A 19,038-nucleotide genomic window follows, 5' to 3' on the forward strand; every position below is an offset into this window, starting at 1 on the left:
GGTATCAGGCAACAGGCGCGGGTGGTGGCTCGTCCGGTAAGGTCGGCTCACCCGGCTCGGTAGGCTGCGGGTAATCAGGTTCGGGTTGACCGGGGATGCCGCCCGCGTGCGCGGGGTTGGCCATCAAGGACCAGGCCAGAACACCAATCTGGTTGGGTTCAAGCCGGGCGAGTTCTGCGCTGATTCGCGGGTCGATCTTCATAGGGTACTCCTCAAGTATGGCCCGGCGCGTTTCACACGCGCCGAAGCAGTACACCTAGATAGAGTCACTTTCTGCAGACAAATTCCCTTTGCCCGTAGGAGCTTTAGATCAAGCGCGTGGGAGAGTGACGCCACGCTGGCCCTGATACTTGCCCGCACGGTCTTTGTAGGACACTTCACAGGCCTCGTCGGACTGCAAGAACAGCATTTGTGCCACGCCTTCGTTGGCGTAGATTTTCGCCGGCAAGGTGGTGGTGTTGGAGAATTCCAGGGTCACGTGGCCTTCCCACTCAGGCTCAAGCGGCGTGACGTTGACGATAATGCCGCAGCGGGCATAGGTGCTTTTACCCAGGCAGATGGTCAGCACGTCGCGAGGAATGCGGAAGAATTCCACGGTGCGCGCCAGGGCGAAAGAGTTGGGCGGGATGATGCACACGTCGCTCTTGACGTCGACGAAGCTCTTTTCGTCGAAGTTTTTCGGATCGACGATCGCCGAATTGATGTTGGTGAACACCTTGAATTCATCGGCGCAACGCACGTCGTAGCCATAGCTGGAAACGCCGTACGAAATCACGCGCTCGTCGCCTTCACCACGAATCTGGCGTTCGACGAACGGCTCGATCATGCCGTGTTCCTGCGCCATGCGGCGAATCCACTTGTCCGATTTGATGCTCATGGCGGTGTCCTGAATAGCGAGGCGAAAAAAATCTGTGGGCCATCTTACCGGGGCCGGCGTTGGGGTTCAAAGGCCGTACGGGTTTTCTTGATGAATGCACCGCCCGCTATAAGCCGCAGCCAGCGTGGCCGGGGCCCGGATGGCCGGCATCAATGACTGTAAATACCACCGCCAGTCACGAAAATAGAGAAACCTTCGGAAATACCATTGGCACGTTCCGGAAAAAGGGTTAAGGTGGCGCCACTGTGCTGCTTGTGTCACTGAGAATCTCTACACGATATGTTGAATTTCGATCCAACCATCTCCAAGAATTTTTCCTGCTCTTTGCACTCAGTCTCGGCCAGGGCTTTTCCTGAGTCGCAGTTAACTTTGTCCAAGGAGATACACCATGTCTAATCGCCAAACTGGTACCGTTAAGTGGTTCAACGATGAAAAAGGCTTCGGCTTCATCACTCCACAATCCGGTGACGACCTGTTCGTTCACTTCAAAGCTATCCAATCCGACGGCTTCAAAAGCCTGAAAGAAGGCCAACAGGTTTCTTTCATCGCTACCCGCGGTCAGAAAGGCATGCAAGCTGAAGAAGTTCAAGTTATCTAACTTGTACTGACTCAGTCGAAAAAACCCCGCCCTTAAAAGCGGGGTTTTTTTATGCGCTCGTTCCCACGCTCCGCGTGGAAATGCCTCTTGTGACGCTCTGCGTCACGACTGCATGCCTACGCAGAGCGTGGGATCGATCAGCACACCGATGTAATGTCGGACAAAAAAATGTGGGAGGGGGCTTGCTCCCGAATGCGGTGTATCAGTCAACACATCAGCGACTGTCACACTGCATTCGGGAGCAAGCCCCCTCCCACATTCAAACCTTCAAGCTGCGTTGTTACTGGAACAACGACTCACTCGACAAGCCATTCTTCTCCAAGATCTCGCGCAAGCGCTTGAGGCCCTCTACCTGGATCTGCCGCACCCGCTCACGGGTCAGGCCAATCTCCAGGCCTACATCCTCCAGGGTGCTGCTCTCATGGCCGCGCAGGCCGAAGCGGCGAATCACCACTTCACGCTGCTTGTCCGTGAGCTCTGACAGCCACTGGTCAATACTTTGGGAAAGATCATCGTCCTGCAACAGCTCGCAAGGGTCTGTTGGACGATCATCGGTCAGGGTGTCCAGCAGGGTCTTATCCGAATCCGGCCCCAGCGAGACATCCACCGAAGACACACGCTCGTTAAGGCCCAGCATGCGCTTGACCTCCCCTACCGGTTTTTCCAGCAGGTTGGCGATTTCTTCAGGCGAGGGTTCATGATCGAGTTTTTGCGTCAGCTCACGCGCCGCCCGCAGGTAGACGTTGAGCTCCTTGACCACATGGATCGGCAACCGGATCGTGCGGGTCTGATTCATGATCGCCCGTTCGATGGTCTGACGAATCCACCAGGTGGCGTAGGTGGAGAAACGGAAGCCCCGCTCAGGGTCGAACTTCTCCACAGCCCGGATCAAGCCCAGGTTGCCCTCCTCGATCAGGTCCAGAAGGGACAGCCCACGATTGACGTAGCGTCGGGCGATTTTCACCACCAGGCGCAGGTTGCTTTCAATCATGCGCTTACGCCCAGCCGGATCGCCCTTTTGCGACAAACGCGCAAAATGGACTTCTTCTTCGGGGGTCAACAGAGGGGAAAAGCCGATTTCATTGAGGTACAGCTGGGTCGCGTCGAGCGCCCGCGTGTAATCAACGTACTTGTGCTGCTTCAACGCGGCAGCATTTTTGGATTTGGTGCGAACTGAAGGTGGTGATACCCCTTCATTATCTGACATCGTTTCCAAATCGATGCTGGCCTCCATAAGGAGAACCTCATCGTCGATGTCAAACTCCGGCACTTCTTTACTGAGAGCCATTGTTATAGTCCTTTGGTGAGTTCGACCTCAAGCTCAAGCGACGCCTCTATCCTTGGCAACGCTGGAGCCTGTTCCTTCTACGTGAGGGAACAGGCTGTGCAACACATCAACGACGGGGCAGGAATTGCAGCGGATCTACAGGCTTCCCTTGGCGGCGAATCTCAAAGTGCAGTTTCACCCGGTCTGTGCCCGTTGACCCCATTTCGGCAATCGTCTGTCCGACCTTGACCTGCTGCCCCTCCCGAACCAACAACCTGCGGTTATGACCGTAGGCACTGACGTAGGTATCGCTGTGTTTGATGATGACCAGCTCGCCGTAGCCCCGCAAACCACTCCCGGCGTACACCACTGTCCCATCAGACGCAGCTAAAACAGGCTGTCCCAAATCCCCGGCGATATCAATGCCTTTATTCAAACTACCGTTTGAAGAGAATTTTCCAATCAACACTCCGTTTGAAGGCCATCCCCAACCGGTCGGTGCAGGCCCGGCGGGTGGCAACGGCGCGGGTGCCGGCTTGCTCGCAACCGTAGGCGCGGCGCTGCCTGCAGGCCGGGTAATGATGGTGGTCTTGCTCGACGACGATGGCGAAGATCCCGACTTTGTCACAACTGCCGTAGGTGCAGAACCTGAGCGACCATCGAAACGAATGGTCTGCCCAGGATGGATCGTATACGGCACAGGAATGTTGTTACGGGCGGCCAGCGCCTTGTAGTCCCAGCCATAACGGAAGGCAATCGAGAACAGGGTGTCGCCTTTGCGCACCACGTATTGCCCAGTGGTCACCGTGGGCCTTTGGGGAGTTGCGTTGGTACGGTCAACGACCCGCGCACCGCCGGATGGCGTGCTCGAGCAGGCTGCCAATAAGGAACTCAAGACAAGGCCAAGCACCAGTCGCTGAAAGCTTGTTTTACTCATTCGCTGCGCAGGACCTGTGAGACTCACCCGCCGCTCCCTTTGTGGTGGCTGAACGTTAACGCCTGGATCAGGCTTGAAATATGACGCAAGTATAACTGGGCATTGGCTTTTTACTGGCACATGACTGAAAGGAAAAATTCATCATGTTTAATCGTGCTGCCAGGCATGTTGATTCAATAGACCCCGCCGTAAGACACATCCCCGCTTACAGAATTCACTGCACGCGAATAAATGATCAGGCCAGCGGGCCATTGAGCAAGGGGACGAAACGCACGGCACCGAGTACATGCCGGGAAAAGCCTTCGTCCTCACGGATAATAAGCATCAACTGTTGCACTTCGCCGGAGCCCACCGGGATGACCAGCCGCCCGCCAGGTGCCAATTGATCCAGCAAGGCTTGCGGCACATCGGTAGCCACGGCGGTGACGATGATACCGTTGTAGGGCGCCAGCGCCGGCCAGCCCTCCCAGCCATCGCCCCAGCGGAATACCACGTTGCGCAGGTTCAGCTCCACCAGACGCTCTTTGGCCCGGTCCTGCAGCACCTTGATGCGCTCGACCGAAAACACCCGCTCTACCAATTGCGACAGCACGGCCGTCTGGTAGCCGGAGCCGGTGCCAATCTCCAGCACCTTGTCCAAAGGCCCCGCCGCCAGCAGCAGCTCGCTCATGCGCGCGACCATGTAAGGCTGGGAGATGGTCTGGTTGTGGCCGATGGGCAACGCCGTGTCTTCATAGGCGCGATGCGCCAGGGCTTCATCGACAAACAGGTGCCGCGGCGTGCGCCGGATCACTTCCAGCACCTGCGCGTTGGACAAACCTTCTTCATACAGGCGCTGGATCAACCGCTCCCGGGTGCGCTGGGAGGTCATCCCGATGCCACGGCGCAACAAGTCGTCTTGTTCACGAGCCATCAACGCAGTCCCTCCAGCCAGCCATCAAGGCCACTGAAGGCATCACTGAAGGTGCGATCAAACAGCAACGGGGTAACGGAGACATAGCCTTGCATCACCGCATGAAAGTCCGTGCCCTCGCCGCCATCTTCGGCGTCGCCAGCGGCGGCGATCCAATAGCCTTCCTTGCCGCGCGGGTCGACCACCTTCAAGGGCGCCGCCGCACGGGCACGATGGCCCAGGCGTGTGAGCTGGATACCGCGAATATGGTCGAGGGGCAAGTTGGGGATATTGACGTTGAGCACCGTACGCGGCGGCAGGTCCAGGGAAGCATGGGCCTCCACCAACTTGCGCGCGTAGTAGGCCGCCGTCGCCAGGTTATCCAATTGCCGCGAAGCAAAGGAAAAGGCAAAGCCGGTGCGGCCCAGGAAGCGCCCTTCGAGGGCCGCCGCCACGGTGCCGGAATACAGCACGTCGTCACCCAGGTTGGCGCCCAGGTTGATTCCCGAAACCACCAGGTCTGGCTGATGCTCCAGCAAACTGTTGATTGCCAGGTGCACGCAGTCGGTGGGGGTTCCGTTAACGCTGATAAAGCCATTGGCCAGGACCCGCGGGTGCAGCGGACGGTCGAGCGTCAGCGAACTGCTGGCGCCGCTCTTGTCCTGGTCGGGGGCAACCACCACGCACTCGGCGTAATCCTGCAGCGCAGCATGGAGCGCGGCAAGACCGGGTGCGGTGGCACCGTCATCGTTTGATATCAGAATACGCATGGGCTGTCCGTCTGCCCCACCGGCACCAGATCAACAAGCTCGCGCACCAAGACAGTGGCGAAGCATCCGGCCGGCAGGACGAATTCCAATTGCAGAATGTCAGGCCCGGGATAATGCCACGTCAACCCGCCAATGGGCAGTCGCAGAATGCGACGTTCCTGGCTCATTCCCGCCTTCACCAGCCAATCACGTAGGTCAGCTTCGCCAGCGGCGACAGATTGTTCTAGCTCGTATGTAAGACCTTTCGCCGGCGAATCGCCTTCGCCCCACTGCGGGCCGGTGGGATGCAGGTCCAGGATCGCCAGACGCGGGTCACTGCATTCCGCTTCCCCGGCCGGAAAAAAACTGCGACTGTCGGTAAACGCCAGCAGATCGCCGACTTGGGCTCGCTGCCATGAACCGTCGGCGACGCGGGCCGCCAATACTTTGTTGAACAGGTAACTGCGAGCCGTGGACAGCAAGCGCGAGCGCACGTTGCGCTGCTCGGGCAGGGCCTTGCGGGCGGCCCACTCGCGAGCATCCACCACGTTGCCGCCGTTGTGGCCGAAACGCTGGGTGCCGAAGTAATTGGGGATGCCGTGCCGCGCAATCAACTGCAGACGTGCGTCGATGGCAGCGGTGTCGCCGGCCAGTTGGGTCAGGCGCAGGGTGAAGCCGTTGGCCGAATGGGCACCACGCTGCAGCTTGCGCTTGTGACGGGCGGTTTTCAGGATCTTGAGGGTGTCGTTTTCTGCGCCGCTCATGTCCGGATCGGCCTTGCCGGGCAATTGCACGCTGAACCACTGGCGGGTCAGGGCCTGACGGTCCTTGAGCCCGGCATAGCTGACGGTGCGCAACGGTACGCCAGCCGCCTTGGCGATACGCCGTGCCGCTTCCTCGGTGTTCAAACCGCGTTTTTCCACCCACAGCCACAGGTGCTCACCATCGCCGGTCAGCGGGATGTCCAGCACCTCATCAACCTGGAAGTCTTCGGCCGTGGCCTTCAGTACCGCGCTGCCCAGGGCCTCGCCATAGGCCCGCGGGCCCAGCAGTTGCAGGTCGTTCATGCGCGCAGCAACAAGGCGACGGAGTGCACCGCAATGCCCTCTTCACGACCGGTAAACCCGAGCTTTTCGGTGGTGGTGGCTTTCACGTTGACTTGATCCAATTCAATTTGCAGGTCTGCTGCGATAGCAGCGCGCATCGCTTCGATATGGGGGGCCATTTTTGGCGCCTGGGCGACGATGGTGTTGTCGACGTTGCCAACCTTCCAGCCCTTGGCGTGGATCAGGCCGACCACATGGCGCAGCAACACACGGCTGTCGGCGCCCTTGAAGGTGGGATCGGTGTCCGGAAAGTGCTTGCCGATATCGCCCAATGCCGCCGCGCCGAGCAAGGCATCGCTCAAGGCGTGCAAGACCACGTCGCCGTCGGAATGAGCCAGCAACCCATGGTGGTGTGCAATGCGCACGCCGCCCAGGGTGATGAAATCGCCTTCAGCGAAACGGTGCACATCGTAGCCGTGGCCAATACGCATAAAAAAACGCCCCGATTTAATTCAGGGCGTGATTCTACCTACTTTTGCCTCGGATTAACCGAGCAAAGCACGACCATGATGCCGCAAATGGTCTTCGATGAAGCTGGCGATAAAGAAGTAGCTGTGGTCGTAGCCAGGCTGCAGGCGCAGTTCCAGCGGATGGTTGGCTGCCTTGGCCGCTTGCTGCAAGGCTTCGGGCTTGAGTTGAACCTCAAGGAAATCGTCGCGATCGCCCTGGTCCACCAACAGCGGCAACTTTTCCGAGGCTTCGCTGATCAGCACGCAGGCATCCCATTCGCGCCATTTCGAACGCTCTTCTCCCAAATAACGGGAAAAGGCTTTCTGGCCCCACGGGCAGTCCATCGGGTTGTTGATCGGCGAAAACGCCGACACCGACAGGTAACGTCCAGGGTTGCGCAATGCGCAGACCAGCGCACCGTGACCGCCCATGGAGTGGCCGCTGATGCCGCGTTTATCCGACGCAGGGAAATGCGCTTCCACCAGTGCCGGCAATTCCTGCACCACGTAGTCATGCATCCGATAGTGCTTGGCCCAGGGTTCCTGGGTGGCATTGAGGTAGAAGCCGGCGCCGAGGCCGAAGTCCCAGGCATTGTCCGGGTCGCCCGGCACGCCAGGGCCACGGGGGCTGGTATCTGGCGCGACGATGATCAAGCCCAGTTCGGCAGCCATGCGCTGGGCGCCGGCCTTGTGCATGAAGTTCTCGTCAGTACAGGTCAACCCGGACAGCCAATACAACACCGGCAGCTTGCCGCCCTGCTCCGCTTGCGGAGGCAGGTAGACGGCAAAGGTCATGTCGCAACCCAGCACATCGGAATGATGCTTGTAACGTTTATGCCAGCCGCCGAAGCTCTTCTGGCATGACAGGTTTTCCAGACTCATGGCCGACCTCAGAAGTGAATGACGGTACGAATGCTCTTGCCTTCATGCATCAGGTCAAACGCTTTGTTGATATCTTCCAGGCCCATGGTGTGGGTGATGAAGGTATCCAGCGGGATTTCGCCGGTCTGGGCCATTTCCACGTAGCTTGGCAATTCGGTACGACCGCGCACGCCACCAAACGCCGAACCACGCCAGACGCGCCCGGTGACCAGTTGGAATGGACGAGTGGCAATTTCCTGGCCAGCACCGGCCACACCGATGATCACCGACTCACCCCAGCCTTTGTGGCAGCACTCAAGGGCCGCACGCATCAGTTGCACATTGCCGATGCATTCGAAGGAGAAGTCCACACCGCCGTCAGTCAGGTCGACAATCACGTCCTGGATTGGGCGGTCGTAGTCTTTCGGGTTGATGCAATCGGTGGCGCCCAGTTGCTTGGCGATTTCGAACTTGGCCGGGTTGATATCAATGGCGATGATGCGACCGGCCTTAGCCTTGACCGCGCCGATAATCGCCGACAGACCAATGCCGCCCAGGCCGAAGACGGCCACGGTATCGCCCGGCTTGACCTTGGCGGTGTTGATCACCGCACCGATGCCGGTGGTGACACCGCAACCGAGCAGACAGACTTTTTCCAGCGGCGCTTCTTTAGGAATCTTGGCCACGGAGATTTCCGGCAGCACGGTGTACTCGGAGAACGTCGAGGTACCCATGTAGTGGAAAATCGGCTGGCCTTTGTAGGAAAAACGCGTGGTGCCATCCGGCATCAAGCCCTTGCCCTGGGTGGCGCGAATGGCCTGGCACAGGTTGGTCTTGCCACTCAGACAGAACTTGCACTTGCCACATTCCGGGGTGTACAGCGGGATCACGTGATCGCCCACAGCCACCGAGGTCACGCCCTCGCCAATGGCTTCCACCACTGCACCACCTTCATGGCCCAGGATCGACGGAAAGATGCCTTCCGGATCAGCGCCCGACAAGGTGTAGGCGTCGGTGTGGCACACGCCGGACGCGACTACCCGCAGCAACACCTCGCCAGCCTTGGGCATGGCGACATCCACTTCAACAATCTCAAGGGGCTTCTTGGCTTCGAAGGCTACGGCGGCACGGGACTTGATCATCCGGGTTTCTCCATCGGGTTAAAAACTGAGACGGTGAGTGTAAAACATCGCCTATTGATGAATAATCCAGGCAAAAGCAAAACATTATTGCCGTACAGGGACAATCAACATGCTGGAGAACCGCTGGGAAGGCATTGACGAGTTTGTCGCGGTGGCCGAATGCAACCAGTTCACAGCGGCAGCCGAGCGACTGGGGGTATCGTCCTCCCACGTCAGCCGGCAAGTGGCACGCCTGGAAGAGCGCCTGCAAACCCGATTGCTGTACCGCAGTACGCGCAAGGTGACGTTGACCGAAGCCGGCCAGACCTTCCTGCAGCACTGCCAACGCCTGCAGGACGGTCGCGAGGAAGCCTTGCGCGCGGTGGGCGACCTGACCAGCGAACCCAAGGGCATGTTGCGCATGACCTGCGCCGTGGCCTATGGCGAACGTTTTATCGTGCCGCTGGTGACGCGGTTCATGGCGCACTATCCGCAATTGCGCGTGGATATCGAGTTGAGCAATCGCTCGCTGGACCTGGTCCACGAAGGCCTCGACCTGGCCATCCGCCTGGGACGCCTGCAAGACTCGCGCATGGTTGCCAGCCGCCTGGCACCTCGGCGCATGTACCTGTGCGCGTCGCCCTCCTACCTCGAACGGTACGGTCGGCCACACAGCTTGTCGGAGTTGAGCCGGCACAACTGCCTGATTGGCAGCTCGGATATCTGGCAAATGGCCCAGGACGGGCGGGAATTTTCCCAGCGCGTGCAAGGCAATTGGCGCTGCAACAGTGGGCAAGCAGTGCTGGATGCGGCATTGCAAGGCATGGGCTTGTGCCAGTTACCGGACTACTACGTGCTGGAGCATCTGCACAGCGGGGCGTTGGTGTCGTTGCTTCAGGCTCATCAACCGCCGAATACTGCGGTGTGGGCGTTGTATCCGCAGCAGCGGCATTTGTCGCCGAAGGTGAGGAAGTTGGTGGATTTCTTGAAGGTGGGGTTGGCTGAAAGGCCGGAGTACAAGCATTGAATTGAGGTGGCCTGCACCGGCCTCATCGCGGCATAGGTATCTACACAACTACGGCACAACGCTAAATCTGTGGCGAGGGAGCTTGCTCCCGTGACGGACTGACAGCCGACGCTTATCTACCTGACACCCCACGATCCAACTGTGGGAGCTGGCTTGCCTGCGATAGCGCTCTGACAGCCGATACCTATCTACCTGACACCCCAATGATCCCACTGTGGGAGTGGGCTTGCTCGCGAAGGCGGCCTGGCAGGCGACACAGTTGGATTGTGTACATATCCATTGCTGCGGTAACGGCCACTTAGGGTTCCGCCCTGACGGCGGCTCACTTTCGAAAAGCGCGAAAGTAAGCAAAGCGCTCTTGCCCCACCACTCGGCACCTCGCTTGGGCTCGGTGTGCCCGTAATCCGCCAGTGATTTGGGGGGCCGCCGCCACGCGCCATCCATGGCGCGGGGCGGCTAAACCGGCATCCCTGCCGGTTTACCCCCCAAATCCCTGTCGAATTCCGGCCAGCGTGGTTTAACGGGGCGCCTAAGATCAAGAGCAAGATCAAGAGCGACTCGCTTCGCATCGTGGTTACCGCCTGCTGCTACAGCCCACAAAGTTATGTAGATACCTATGCTCATCGCGGGCAAGCCCGGCTCCCACAGTTGGCTGAGTTGTTTGTTATGGCAGCGATCAAATGTGGGAGGTGGCTTGCCTGATAGCCATAGGTATCTACACAACTCTGTAGCGACCGTAACCACGATGCGAAGCGAGCCGCTCTTGATCTGCTTGTGATCTTGATCTCAAGCGCCCCGTTAAACCACGCTGGCCGAACGCAGGCTTGAATTCGTGGGTAACCCGGCAGGACGCCGGGTTAGCCGCCCCGCGCCATGGATGGCGCGTGGCGGCGGCCCACGGATTCAAGCCTGTGTTCGGGCACACCGAGCCTAGGCGAGGTGCCGAGTGGTGGGGCGAGGACCTTTTGGTTACTTTTGGGTCCTTCCAAAAGTGACCCGCTGTCAGAGCGGAACCCTAAGTAGCCGTTACCGCAGCAATGGATATGTACACAATCCAACTGTGTTAACTGCCAGGCCGCCTTCGCGAGCAAGCCCGCTCCCACAGTGGGATCATTGGGGTGTCAGGTAGATAGGTGTCGGCTGGGAGGCCGTCATCGCAGGCAAGCCAGCTCCCACAGTTGGATCGTGGGGTGTCAGGTAGATAAGCGTCGGCTGTCAGGTCGTCACCAGAGCAAGCTCCCTCGCCACAGGTACAGCGTCGACTCTAAGTTGTGTCGATATCTATACTGCGATGAGGCCAACTCGGTCTGACAAGTTACCGCCGGTTTGCCCAACGCAACTTCAACCACTCCAGATCTTCCGGCCGAGTCACCTTGATATTGTCCGAACGCCCTTCAACCAGGCGCGGCGCCTGCCCGGACCATTCCATGGCCGAGGCTTCATCGGTGATCAGCGCATCGGCCACCAGGCTGTCGGCCAAGGCGCGATGCAAGGCGCCCAGGCGGAACATCTGCGGCGTGTAAGCCTGCCAGATCAGGCTGCGATCAATGGTGTCCACCACACGGCCATGTTTGTCGACACGTTTGAGGGTGTCGCGCGCCGGCACTGCCAGCAGGCCGCCTACCGGATCATCGGCCAGTTCCGCCAGGAGCTTGTCGAGATCATCACGGCTCAGGTTAGGCCGCGCAGCGTCATGCACCAAGACCCAGTCTTCATCACTGGCGCCCAGGGCATTGAGTTGCAGCAGCGCATTGAGCACCGAGCCGGAACGTTCCGAGCCTCCGTCGGCACGCTGGATACGCGGGTCGTTGGCGCATGCCAAGCTGGGCCAATAAGGATCATCAACTGCAAGACTGACCACCAGGCCCTTGAGGGAGGGATGGTCGAGAAAACAGCCGAGGCTGTGTTCGAGAATAGTGCGCCCGCCCAGTTGCAGGTACTGCTTGGGACGGTCCGCGGCCATACGGGCACCGACGCCCGCGGCAGGAATCACGGCCCAGAAGGCCGGTAAATCGTGGCTCATTGGGCCAACTGGTAGAGGGTTTCGCCCTCCTTGACCATGCCCAACTCATGACGAGCCCGCTCTTCAACGGTCTCCGTGCCTTTTTTCAGCTCAAGCACTTCAGCGTCGAGGACACGGTTGCGCTCCAGCAGGCGTTCGTTTTCGGCACGCTGGTCGGCAATTTGCTGGGTCAACTCTTCTACCTGCGCAAAGCTGCCATTACCGACCCATAGGCGGTACTGCAGGCCAGCCAGCAACAAGAGCAAGACGAGGAACAACCAATTGGGACTGCGCATCGAAATCCGGATATCCAGTGAAAAAAGACAGTCATGCAAACCTTTTGCAGCAACTGATAGCACAAAGCCTGGTAAAACCAGGCTTGCGCTTGTCAGTCAGCAGATTAGCGCCGAAATTCACACTTTCGTGAGATTTCTGACGTAATCCGCCGACTTTTTACCATTTACTGCTTAGCCGCGAAACTCGCCGCGACCGTTGTACTTGGCTTTACCTGCCAATTGCTCTTCGATGCGCAGCAATTGGTTGTACTTGGACACGCGATCGGAACGGCACAGGGAACCGGTCTTGATCTGGCCCGCCGAAGTACCCACGGCCAGGTCGGCAATGGTGGAATCTTCGGTTTCACCGGAGCGATGGGAGATCACGGCAGTGTAGCCCGCAGCCTTGGCCATCTGGATGGCTTCCAGGGTTTCGGTCAGGGTGCCGATCTGGTTGAACTTGATCAGGATCGAGTTGGCGATCTTCTTGTCGATGCCTTCTTTCAGGATCTTGGTGTTGGTTACGAACAAGTCGTCGCCCACCAGCTGGATTTTCTCGCCGATCTTGTCGGTGAGGATTTTCCAGCCATCCCAGTCGGACTCGTCCAGGCCGTCTTCGATCGAGATGATCGGGTAGCGCTGGGTCAGGCCCTTGAGGTATTCAGCAAAACCTTCGGAGTTGAACACCTGGCCTTCGCCGGACAGGTTGTACTTGCCGTCTTCATAGAATTCGCTGGCGGCGCAGTCCAGGGCCAGGGTCACGTCGGTGCCCAGCTTGTAGCCAGCGTTGGCGACGGCTTCGGAGATGACTTTGAGTGCATCTTCGTTGGAGGCCAGGTTCGGCGCGAAACCACCTTCGTCACCCACGGCAGTGCTCAGGCCACGGGCCTTCAGTACAGCCTTGAGGTGATGGAAAATCTCGGTGCCCATGCGCAGGCCTTCGGAGAAGGACTTGGCGCCAACCGGCTGCACCATGAATTCCTGGATGTCGACGTTGTTATCCGCGTGCTCGCCACCGTTGATGATGTTCATCATCGGCACCGGCATCGAGTAGACGCCAGGGGTGCCGTTCAGGTTGGCAATGTGTGCGTACAACGGCAGGTCCTGGTCCTGCGCAGCCGCCTTGGCGGCTGCCAGGGACACAGCGAGGATGGCATTGGCGCCGAGGCTGCCTTTGTTTTCAGTGCCGTCGAGCTTGATCATCGCGTGGTCCAGGGCTTTCTGGTCCAGCGGGTCCTTGCCCAGCAACAGGTCACGAATCGGACCGTTGATGTTGGCTACAGCCTTGAGTACACCCTTGCCCAGGTAACGGCTCTTGTCGCCATCACGCAGTTCCAGCGCTTCGCGCGAACCGGTGGAAGCACCGGACGGCGCGCAGGCGCTGCCGATGATGCCGTTATCGAGAAGCACGTCGGCTTCGACGGTGGGGTTGCCACGGGAGTCGAGAACTTCACGACCTTTGATGTCGACGATTTTTGCCATTGTTGTAAACACTCCAAAGTTGACGAAAACGACGCAGCTGAAGGAAATCTTTTGACCGACCGCAAGGGTGGAACAACGGGGCAGGCTTGCAGACGACAAGGCTCAGGCCCGGGGGCCTGAGCGTAAAGCGTGGGAAATTCTACCGGAGAAATGCCAGTTACGCGGTCTCTACCGTCGGAAAACTCTTGACCAGCTCGTCCAACTGCTTGAGCTGGGCCAGGAATGGCTCCAGCTTGTCCAGGCGCAGGGCGCATGGGCCATCACATTTGGCGTTGTCCGGGTCTGGGTGAGCTTCAAGGAACAGGCCCGCCAGCGACTGGCTCATGCCCGCCTTGGCCAGGTCTGTCACCTGGGCACGTCGCCCGCCAGCGGAGTCCGAACGACCACCGGGCATTTGCAGCGCGTGGGTCACGTCGAAGAACACGGGGTATTCGAACTGTTTCATGATGCCGAAACCGAGCATGTCCACCACGAGGTTGTTGTAGCCGAAGCTCGAACCCCGCTCGCAGAGGATCAACTGGTCGTTACCCGCTTCCACGCACTTGCTCAGGATGTGTTTCATCTCCTGGGGGGCGAGGAACTGGGCTTTCTTGATATTGATCACAGCGCCGGTCTTGGCCATGGCGACCACGAGGTCGGTCTGGCGCGACAGAAAGGCCGGCAACTGGATGATGTCGCACACCTCGGCGACCACGGCAGCCTGCTCAGGCTCGTGGACGTCGGTGATGATCGGCACGCCGAAGGCTTGCTTGATGTCCTGGAAGATCCGCATGCCTTCTTCAAGGCCCGGGCCGCGATAGGAGGTCACGGACGAACGGTTGGCCTTGTCGAAGCTGGCCTTGAAGACATAAGGGATACCCAGTTTCTGGGTGACCCGCACGTACTCCTCACATACCTGCATCGCCATGTCGCGGCTTTCCAGCACGTTCATGCCGCCAAACAGCACCATGGGCTTGTCGTTGGCAATCTCGATGTCGCCTACGCGAATGATCTTCTGGGCCATCTGATTTACGCCTTCTTCTGGTGTTGCGTCAGTGCTGCTTTGACGAAACCACTGAACAACGGGTGACCGTCGCGCGGCGTCGAGGTGAACTCCGGGTGGAACTGGCAGGCCACGAACCACGGATGATCCGGTGCCTCGACCACTTCAACCAGCTTGCCATCATCGGAGCGACCGGAAATCTTCAGGCCGGCTTCCTTGATCTGCGGCAGCAGGTTGTTGTTCACTTCATAACGGTGACGGTGGCGCTCGACGATCACGTCCTTGCCGTAGCAGTCATGAACCAGCGAACCCGGCTCCAGCAAGCAGTTTTGTGCGCCAAGGCGCATAGTGCCACCCAGGTCGGAGCTTTCGGTACGGGTTTCAACGGCGCCAGTGGCGTCTTCCCACTCGGTGATCAGGCCCACGACTGGATGGCCGCTGCTGTGATCGAACTCGGTAGAGTTGGCGTCTTTCCAGCCCAGCACGTTACGGGCGAACTCGATAACGGCCACTTGCATGCCCAGGCAGATACCCAGGTACGGCACCTTGTTTTCACGGGCGTACTGCACGGCAGTGATCTTGCCTTCCACGCCACGCAGGCCGAAACCGCCGGGAACGAGGATCGCGTCGACACCTTCGAGCAGCGCGGTGCCCTGGTTCTCGATGTCTTCGGAGTCGATGTAGCGCAGGTTGACCTTGGTACGGTTGCTGATACCGGCGTGGCTCATGGCTTCGATCAGCGACTTGTAGGCGTCCAGCAGCTCCATGTACTTACCGACCATGGCGATGGTGACTTCATGCTCCGGGTTGAGCTTGGCGTCGACAACCGCTTCCCACTCGGACAGGTCGGCACCGCCGCACTGCAGGCCGAAACGCTCGACCACAAAATCATCCAGCCCCTGCGAATGCAGGATGCCCGGGATCTTGTAGATGGTGTCGGCGTCTTCCAGGGCAATTACCGCACGCTCTTCAACGTTGGTGAACTGCGCGATCTTGCGGCGCGAGGAAATGTCGATCGGGTGATCGGAGCGGCATACCAGCACATCCGGCTGCAGGCCGATGGAACGCAGTTCCTTGACCGAGTGCTGGGTAGGCTTGGTTTTGGTTTCGCCGGCAGTGGCGATGTAGGGCACCAGTGTCAGGTGCATCAGCATCGCGCGCTTGGCGCCGACTTCGAAACGCAACTGGCGGATGGCCTCGAGGAACGGTTGGGACTCGATGTCACCCACGGTGCCACCGATCTCGACCATCGCCACGTCGGCATCGCCTGCACCCTTGATGATGCGGCGCTTGATTTCGTCGGTGATGTGCGGGATCACCTGGATGGTTGCACCCAGGTAGTCACCACGGCGCTCTTTGCGCAGCACGTGCTCGTAGACACGGCCGGTGGTGAAGTTGTTGTTCTGGGTCATGGTCGTGCGGATGAACCGCTCGTAGTGGCCCAGGTCCAGGTCGGTCTCGGCGCCGTCGTGGGTGACGAACACTTCACCGTGCTGGAACGGGCTCATGGTGCCCGGGTCAACGTTGATGTACGGGTCCAGCTTGAGCATGGTGACCTTAAGTCCCCGCGCCTCCAGGATGGCCGCCAATGAAGCGGAGGCAATGCCTTTCCCCAATGAAGAAACAACACCGCCCGTGACGAATATGTAGCGCGTCATGAAAAACCCTAGAAGTCTGCGTTAAAGCGGTCCGAGCCGCCGGGGAAAGCGAAGGAAGGCCGAAGCCCCCGATCACCTGCATTAATCACAGTGCACCTTTCAAAAAAACCGCCGCGTTGTGACAGACCAGCAATGAAACACCGGTACGTTGATCGCTACACATTTTTTGGAATCGCCCAGCAAAGACTGCTTGGTAATCGGCAACGACTGCGATTCAGGCGAATCCACAGAAGTTGTATCAAGAAGGGAGCGTAGTCTACCGGAAAGGCGCTATCAGCTCAAACCTTGATCGCAGGTCTGTGGCAACCAATCCAATTGCACCTCACCCATCGACCGGGCCCATGCCCCCGCAACGCCTGGCACAGCCAGCAATTGCTCGCCCCGATAGACCAGCGGCAATCTGCCACGGACGAAGCCCGGTATGCCGCTTTCATTCAGCAGACGCTTGAGATCACGCCGGCCTCGGCCCGGTACGTCGATGATTTCGCCACCTTGGCGATAACGAACCTGCAGCGGGCCTTCGGGAGTCTTGCCGATAAACTTCAGTTGGCCATTGCCCGTTAACTCTAGTGGATTTTGCGCATCGGGCCAGCTCACCGATGCGTCGGAAAACTCCGACCATGCTGAGGGCAACCACCAGATGCGTTCACCGCTACGCTGCATTTGACCGTTGGCCAGACGCCACAGAGGCTGTGCGTCCCCCTTGGCATCGCGCAGGGCATGCCAACCAGCCCAGTGGTCGCTGTCGGGTAAACGGGTCAGTGGCATCAGCCAATGCCGCAGGGCGTTACGCTGGCGGGCATCGGATAGTTCACGCAATGGTTCAAGCGCCAGAGACGGCAGAGGCAACCAGGGAAACGCAGAAGGCTGATCGGCGCGCTGCAGGTCCATCAGCGCCAATTCGTCGAGCAGCCCTTGAGCCTCAGACATATGTTCAGCCGTGCGAGCCAGGCTGGAGATCGCCTGGGGCCAGCGTTCCGTCAGGGTTGGGAATACGCGGTGACGCAGGTAATTGCGGGAAAACCGGGGATCAGCATTGGAGGGATCTTCGATCCACTGCAACTGATGCTGATGGGCGTAGGCTTCCAGTTCGCTACGGGAGAACGCCAGTAACGGCCGTACCAAGTGGCCCTGCGCTAAGGGGCGATGCTCAGGCATAGCTGCCAACCCTCGCACGCCGGCACCACGCAGCAGGCGAAACAGCAGGGTTTCGGCTTGATCGTCGCGGTGTTGGCCGGTGAAAAGCACCTCCCCTGCCCCCATGATCTGCATGAATGCTTGGTAGCGCGCATCGCGGGCCGCACGTTCAAGACTGGCGCCAGGCTGCACCTGCACGTGCATGGTCCGCAGGGGCACGCCCAGGCTGTCGCAGACCGTTTGGCAATGAGCAGGCCACGCATCGGCAGCAGCTTGCAGACCATGGTGGACATGGACGGCGCTGAGAGGAGGCAGATTTTCAAATTTGGCCAGCGAGGCCAGGAGGTGCAGCAGGACGGTGGAGTCGAGACCGCCGGAGAATGCAATGTGCCAGGCCGGCGCGTTGCGCCAATTGGCCAGGGTGTGCAGGAGTGTGGCCGGCAGGGTTGGTTTCATCACACGTCACCGCCGCAAAACTGGAATACGTTCGTCAGCATACACAAAGCAAATGTGGGAGCCGGGCTTGCCCGCGATGCAGACACCTCGGTGTATCAGTGATACCAAGGTGATGCTATCGCAGGCAAGCCAGCTCCCACATTTGGGTACTACGTCGCTCTTAGAGACCGTAGCTCATCAGGCGCTCATAACGACGAGCCAGCAGCGCTTCGTTATCCAGCTTCTTGAGCATCGCCAGTTGCGAACCCAACTCGGCACGGATAGTCGCAGCAGCGGCAGCCGGGTCACGGTGGGCGCCGCCCAGTGGCTCGGCGATGACCTTGTCGACGATACCCAGGCCTTTGAGGCGATCGGCGGTGATGCCCATGGCTTCAGCAGCGTCCGGCGCCTTTTCGGCGGTCTTCCACAGGATCGAGGCGCAACCTTCCGGCGAGATCACCGCGTAGGTGGAATATTGCAACATGTTCAACTGGTCGCAGACACCAATAGCCAGCGCACCGCCGGAACCACCCTCACCGATCACGGTGGCGATGATCGGGGTTTTCAGGCGGGCCATGACGCGCAGGTTCCAGGCAATCGCTTCGCTCTGGTTGCGCTCTTCGGCGTCGATACCTGGGTAGGCACCCGGCGTGTCGATGAAGGTCAGGATCGGCATCTTGAAACGCTCGGCCATTTCCATCAGGCGGCACGCCTTGCGGTAGCCTTCCGGACGCGGCATGCCGAAGTTGCGGCGTACTTTCTCGCGCACTTCACGGCCTTTCTGGTGACCGATCACCATCACCGGCTGGTCGTCCAGGCGAGCGATGCCGCCCACGATGGCCGCGTCGTCGGAGAAGTGACGGTCGCCGTGCAACTCGTCGAACTCGGTGAAGATGTGCTCGATGTAGTCCAGGGTGTAGGGACGGCGCGGGTGGCGAGCCAGGCGCGCGATCTGCCAGCTGGTCAGCTTGCCGAAGATGTCTTCGGTGAGCGTGCTGCTCTTGTCTTGCAGGCGAGCGATCTCATCGCCGATATTCAGCGAATTGTCATTGCCGACCAGGCGCAGCTCTTCGATCTTGGCTTGCAGGTCAGCGATCGGCTGTTCGAAATCAAGAAAATTCGGGTTCATAAGCGTCCGTCTTGGGTCGACGGCCAAGGGGTGCCTGGCCAGCCGGTTGTCTAT

General features: G+C 59.4%; 19 protein-coding genes. 2 read left to right on the top strand and 17 right to left on the bottom strand.

Annotation, left to right across the window (positions count from 1 at the left end; genetic code table 11):
* Nucleotides 1-4: 4 nt before the first annotated feature.
* Complete coding sequence (locus CRN80_RS00100) at nucleotides 5-202, bottom strand: hypothetical protein (RefSeq protein WP_005785769.1); 198 nt, start codon at nucleotides 200-202, stop codon at nucleotides 5-7.
* A gap of 108 nt (nucleotides 203-310) precedes the next feature.
* The gene (gene dcd, locus CRN80_RS00105) at nucleotides 311-877 is read right to left on the bottom strand and encodes a dCTP deaminase (protein WP_003189215.1); all 567 of its coding nucleotides are present in this window, start codon (nucleotides 875-877) and stop codon (nucleotides 311-313) included.
* A gap of 388 nt (nucleotides 878-1,265) precedes the next feature.
* Here dcd and CRN80_RS00110 point away from each other — a divergent pair, with 388 nt between their 5' ends.
* Nucleotides 1,266-1,475: a cold-shock protein gene (locus CRN80_RS00110; protein ID WP_002554837.1), complete on the top strand. Its 210-nt coding sequence runs from the start codon at nucleotides 1,266-1,268 to the stop codon at nucleotides 1,473-1,475.
* Between the two features lie 280 nt (nucleotides 1,476-1,755).
* Here CRN80_RS00110 and rpoS read toward each other — a convergent pair whose 3' ends face one another.
* The 8 genes from rpoS to CRN80_RS00150 all read right to left on the bottom strand — a co-directional run bounded on the left by rpoS (nucleotide 1,756) and on the right by CRN80_RS00150 (nucleotide 8,878).
* Nucleotides 1,756-2,763 (bottom strand): RNA polymerase sigma factor RpoS, encoded by a 1,008-nt coding sequence (rpoS, locus tag CRN80_RS00115; protein WP_032893168.1) that lies wholly within the window; start codon nucleotides 2,761-2,763, stop codon nucleotides 1,756-1,758.
* A 106-nt stretch (nucleotides 2,764-2,869) separates the two neighbouring features.
* Entirely contained in the window at nucleotides 2,870-3,706 is an 837-nt protein-coding gene (locus tag CRN80_RS00120) for a peptidoglycan DD-metalloendopeptidase family protein (protein ID WP_032893170.1), read from the bottom strand.
* A gap of 208 nt (nucleotides 3,707-3,914) precedes the next feature.
* Nucleotides 3,915-4,550: a protein-L-isoaspartate(D-aspartate) O-methyltransferase gene (locus tag CRN80_RS00125; RefSeq protein ID WP_169850588.1), complete on the bottom strand. Its 636-nt coding sequence runs from the start codon at nucleotides 4,548-4,550 to the stop codon at nucleotides 3,915-3,917.
* Nucleotides 4,551-4,591: 41 nt separating this feature from the next.
* A complete protein-coding gene (gene surE, locus CRN80_RS00130) occupies nucleotides 4,592-5,341 on the bottom strand; it encodes a 5'/3'-nucleotidase SurE (RefSeq protein WP_003189210.1) in 750 nt (249 codons plus the stop codon).
* Nucleotides 5,329-6,387 (bottom strand): tRNA pseudouridine(13) synthase TruD, encoded by a 1,059-nt coding sequence (truD, locus tag CRN80_RS00135; RefSeq protein ID WP_032893171.1) that lies wholly within the window; start codon nucleotides 6,385-6,387, stop codon nucleotides 5,329-5,331. The genes surE and truD overlap by 13 nt, the downstream gene beginning before the upstream one ends.
* Nucleotides 6,384-6,857: a 2-C-methyl-D-erythritol 2,4-cyclodiphosphate synthase gene (gene ispF, locus CRN80_RS00140; RefSeq protein WP_032893173.1), complete on the bottom strand. Its 474-nt coding sequence runs from the start codon at nucleotides 6,855-6,857 to the stop codon at nucleotides 6,384-6,386. Before ispF ends, truD begins: the two co-directional genes overlap by 4 nt.
* Before the next feature lie 54 nt (nucleotides 6,858-6,911).
* Complete coding sequence (gene fghA / locus CRN80_RS00145) at nucleotides 6,912-7,757, bottom strand: S-formylglutathione hydrolase (RefSeq protein ID WP_047710232.1); 846 nt, start codon at nucleotides 7,755-7,757, stop codon at nucleotides 6,912-6,914.
* An 8-nt stretch (nucleotides 7,758-7,765) separates the two neighbouring features.
* Complete coding sequence (locus tag CRN80_RS00150) at nucleotides 7,766-8,878, bottom strand: S-(hydroxymethyl)glutathione dehydrogenase/class III alcohol dehydrogenase (protein ID WP_003189203.1); 1,113 nt, start codon at nucleotides 8,876-8,878, stop codon at nucleotides 7,766-7,768.
* 109 nt (nucleotides 8,879-8,987) lie between these two features.
* Between CRN80_RS00150 and CRN80_RS00155 the strand changes: the two genes are divergently transcribed.
* Nucleotides 8,988-9,884 (top strand): LysR substrate-binding domain-containing protein, encoded by an 897-nt coding sequence (locus CRN80_RS00155; protein ID WP_098949263.1) that lies wholly within the window; start codon nucleotides 8,988-8,990, stop codon nucleotides 9,882-9,884.
* Nucleotides 9,885-11,199: 1,315 nt separating this feature from the next.
* Here the strand turns inward: CRN80_RS00155 and ispD are convergent.
* The 7 genes from ispD to CRN80_RS00200 all read right to left on the bottom strand — a co-directional run bounded on the left by ispD (nucleotide 11,200) and on the right by CRN80_RS00200 (nucleotide 18,984).
* A complete protein-coding gene (gene ispD, locus CRN80_RS00170) occupies nucleotides 11,200-11,907 on the bottom strand; it encodes a 2-C-methyl-D-erythritol 4-phosphate cytidylyltransferase (protein ID WP_044272541.1) in 708 nt (235 codons plus the stop codon).
* Nucleotides 11,904-12,182: a cell division protein FtsB gene (gene ftsB, locus CRN80_RS00175; RefSeq protein WP_003189195.1), complete on the bottom strand. Its 279-nt coding sequence runs from the start codon at nucleotides 12,180-12,182 to the stop codon at nucleotides 11,904-11,906. The genes ispD and ftsB overlap by 4 nt, the downstream gene beginning before the upstream one ends.
* 171 nt (nucleotides 12,183-12,353) lie before the next feature.
* A complete protein-coding gene (eno, locus tag CRN80_RS00180) occupies nucleotides 12,354-13,643 on the bottom strand; it encodes a phosphopyruvate hydratase (RefSeq protein WP_003189193.1) in 1,290 nt (429 codons plus the stop codon).
* A gap of 157 nt (nucleotides 13,644-13,800) precedes the next feature.
* A complete protein-coding gene (gene kdsA, locus CRN80_RS00185) occupies nucleotides 13,801-14,646 on the bottom strand; it encodes a 3-deoxy-8-phosphooctulonate synthase (RefSeq protein WP_003189190.1) in 846 nt (281 codons plus the stop codon).
* A gap of 5 nt (nucleotides 14,647-14,651) precedes the next feature.
* Complete coding sequence (locus CRN80_RS00190) at nucleotides 14,652-16,283, bottom strand: CTP synthase (protein ID WP_032893177.1); 1,632 nt, start codon at nucleotides 16,281-16,283, stop codon at nucleotides 14,652-14,654.
* 273 nt (nucleotides 16,284-16,556) lie between these two features.
* Nucleotides 16,557-17,876: a tRNA lysidine(34) synthetase TilS gene (tilS, locus tag CRN80_RS00195; protein ID WP_098949265.1), complete on the bottom strand. Its 1,320-nt coding sequence runs from the start codon at nucleotides 17,874-17,876 to the stop codon at nucleotides 16,557-16,559.
* 160 nt (nucleotides 17,877-18,036) lie between these two features.
* Nucleotides 18,037-18,984: an acetyl-CoA carboxylase carboxyltransferase subunit alpha gene (locus CRN80_RS00200; RefSeq protein ID WP_003189182.1), complete on the bottom strand. Its 948-nt coding sequence runs from the start codon at nucleotides 18,982-18,984 to the stop codon at nucleotides 18,037-18,039.
* Nucleotides 18,985-19,038: the final 54 nt, after the last annotated feature.

The organism is Pseudomonas sp. FDAARGOS_380, from assembly GCF_002591235.1.
GTDB lineage: Bacteria > Pseudomonadota > Gammaproteobacteria > Pseudomonadales > Pseudomonadaceae > Aquipseudomonas > Aquipseudomonas salmasensis.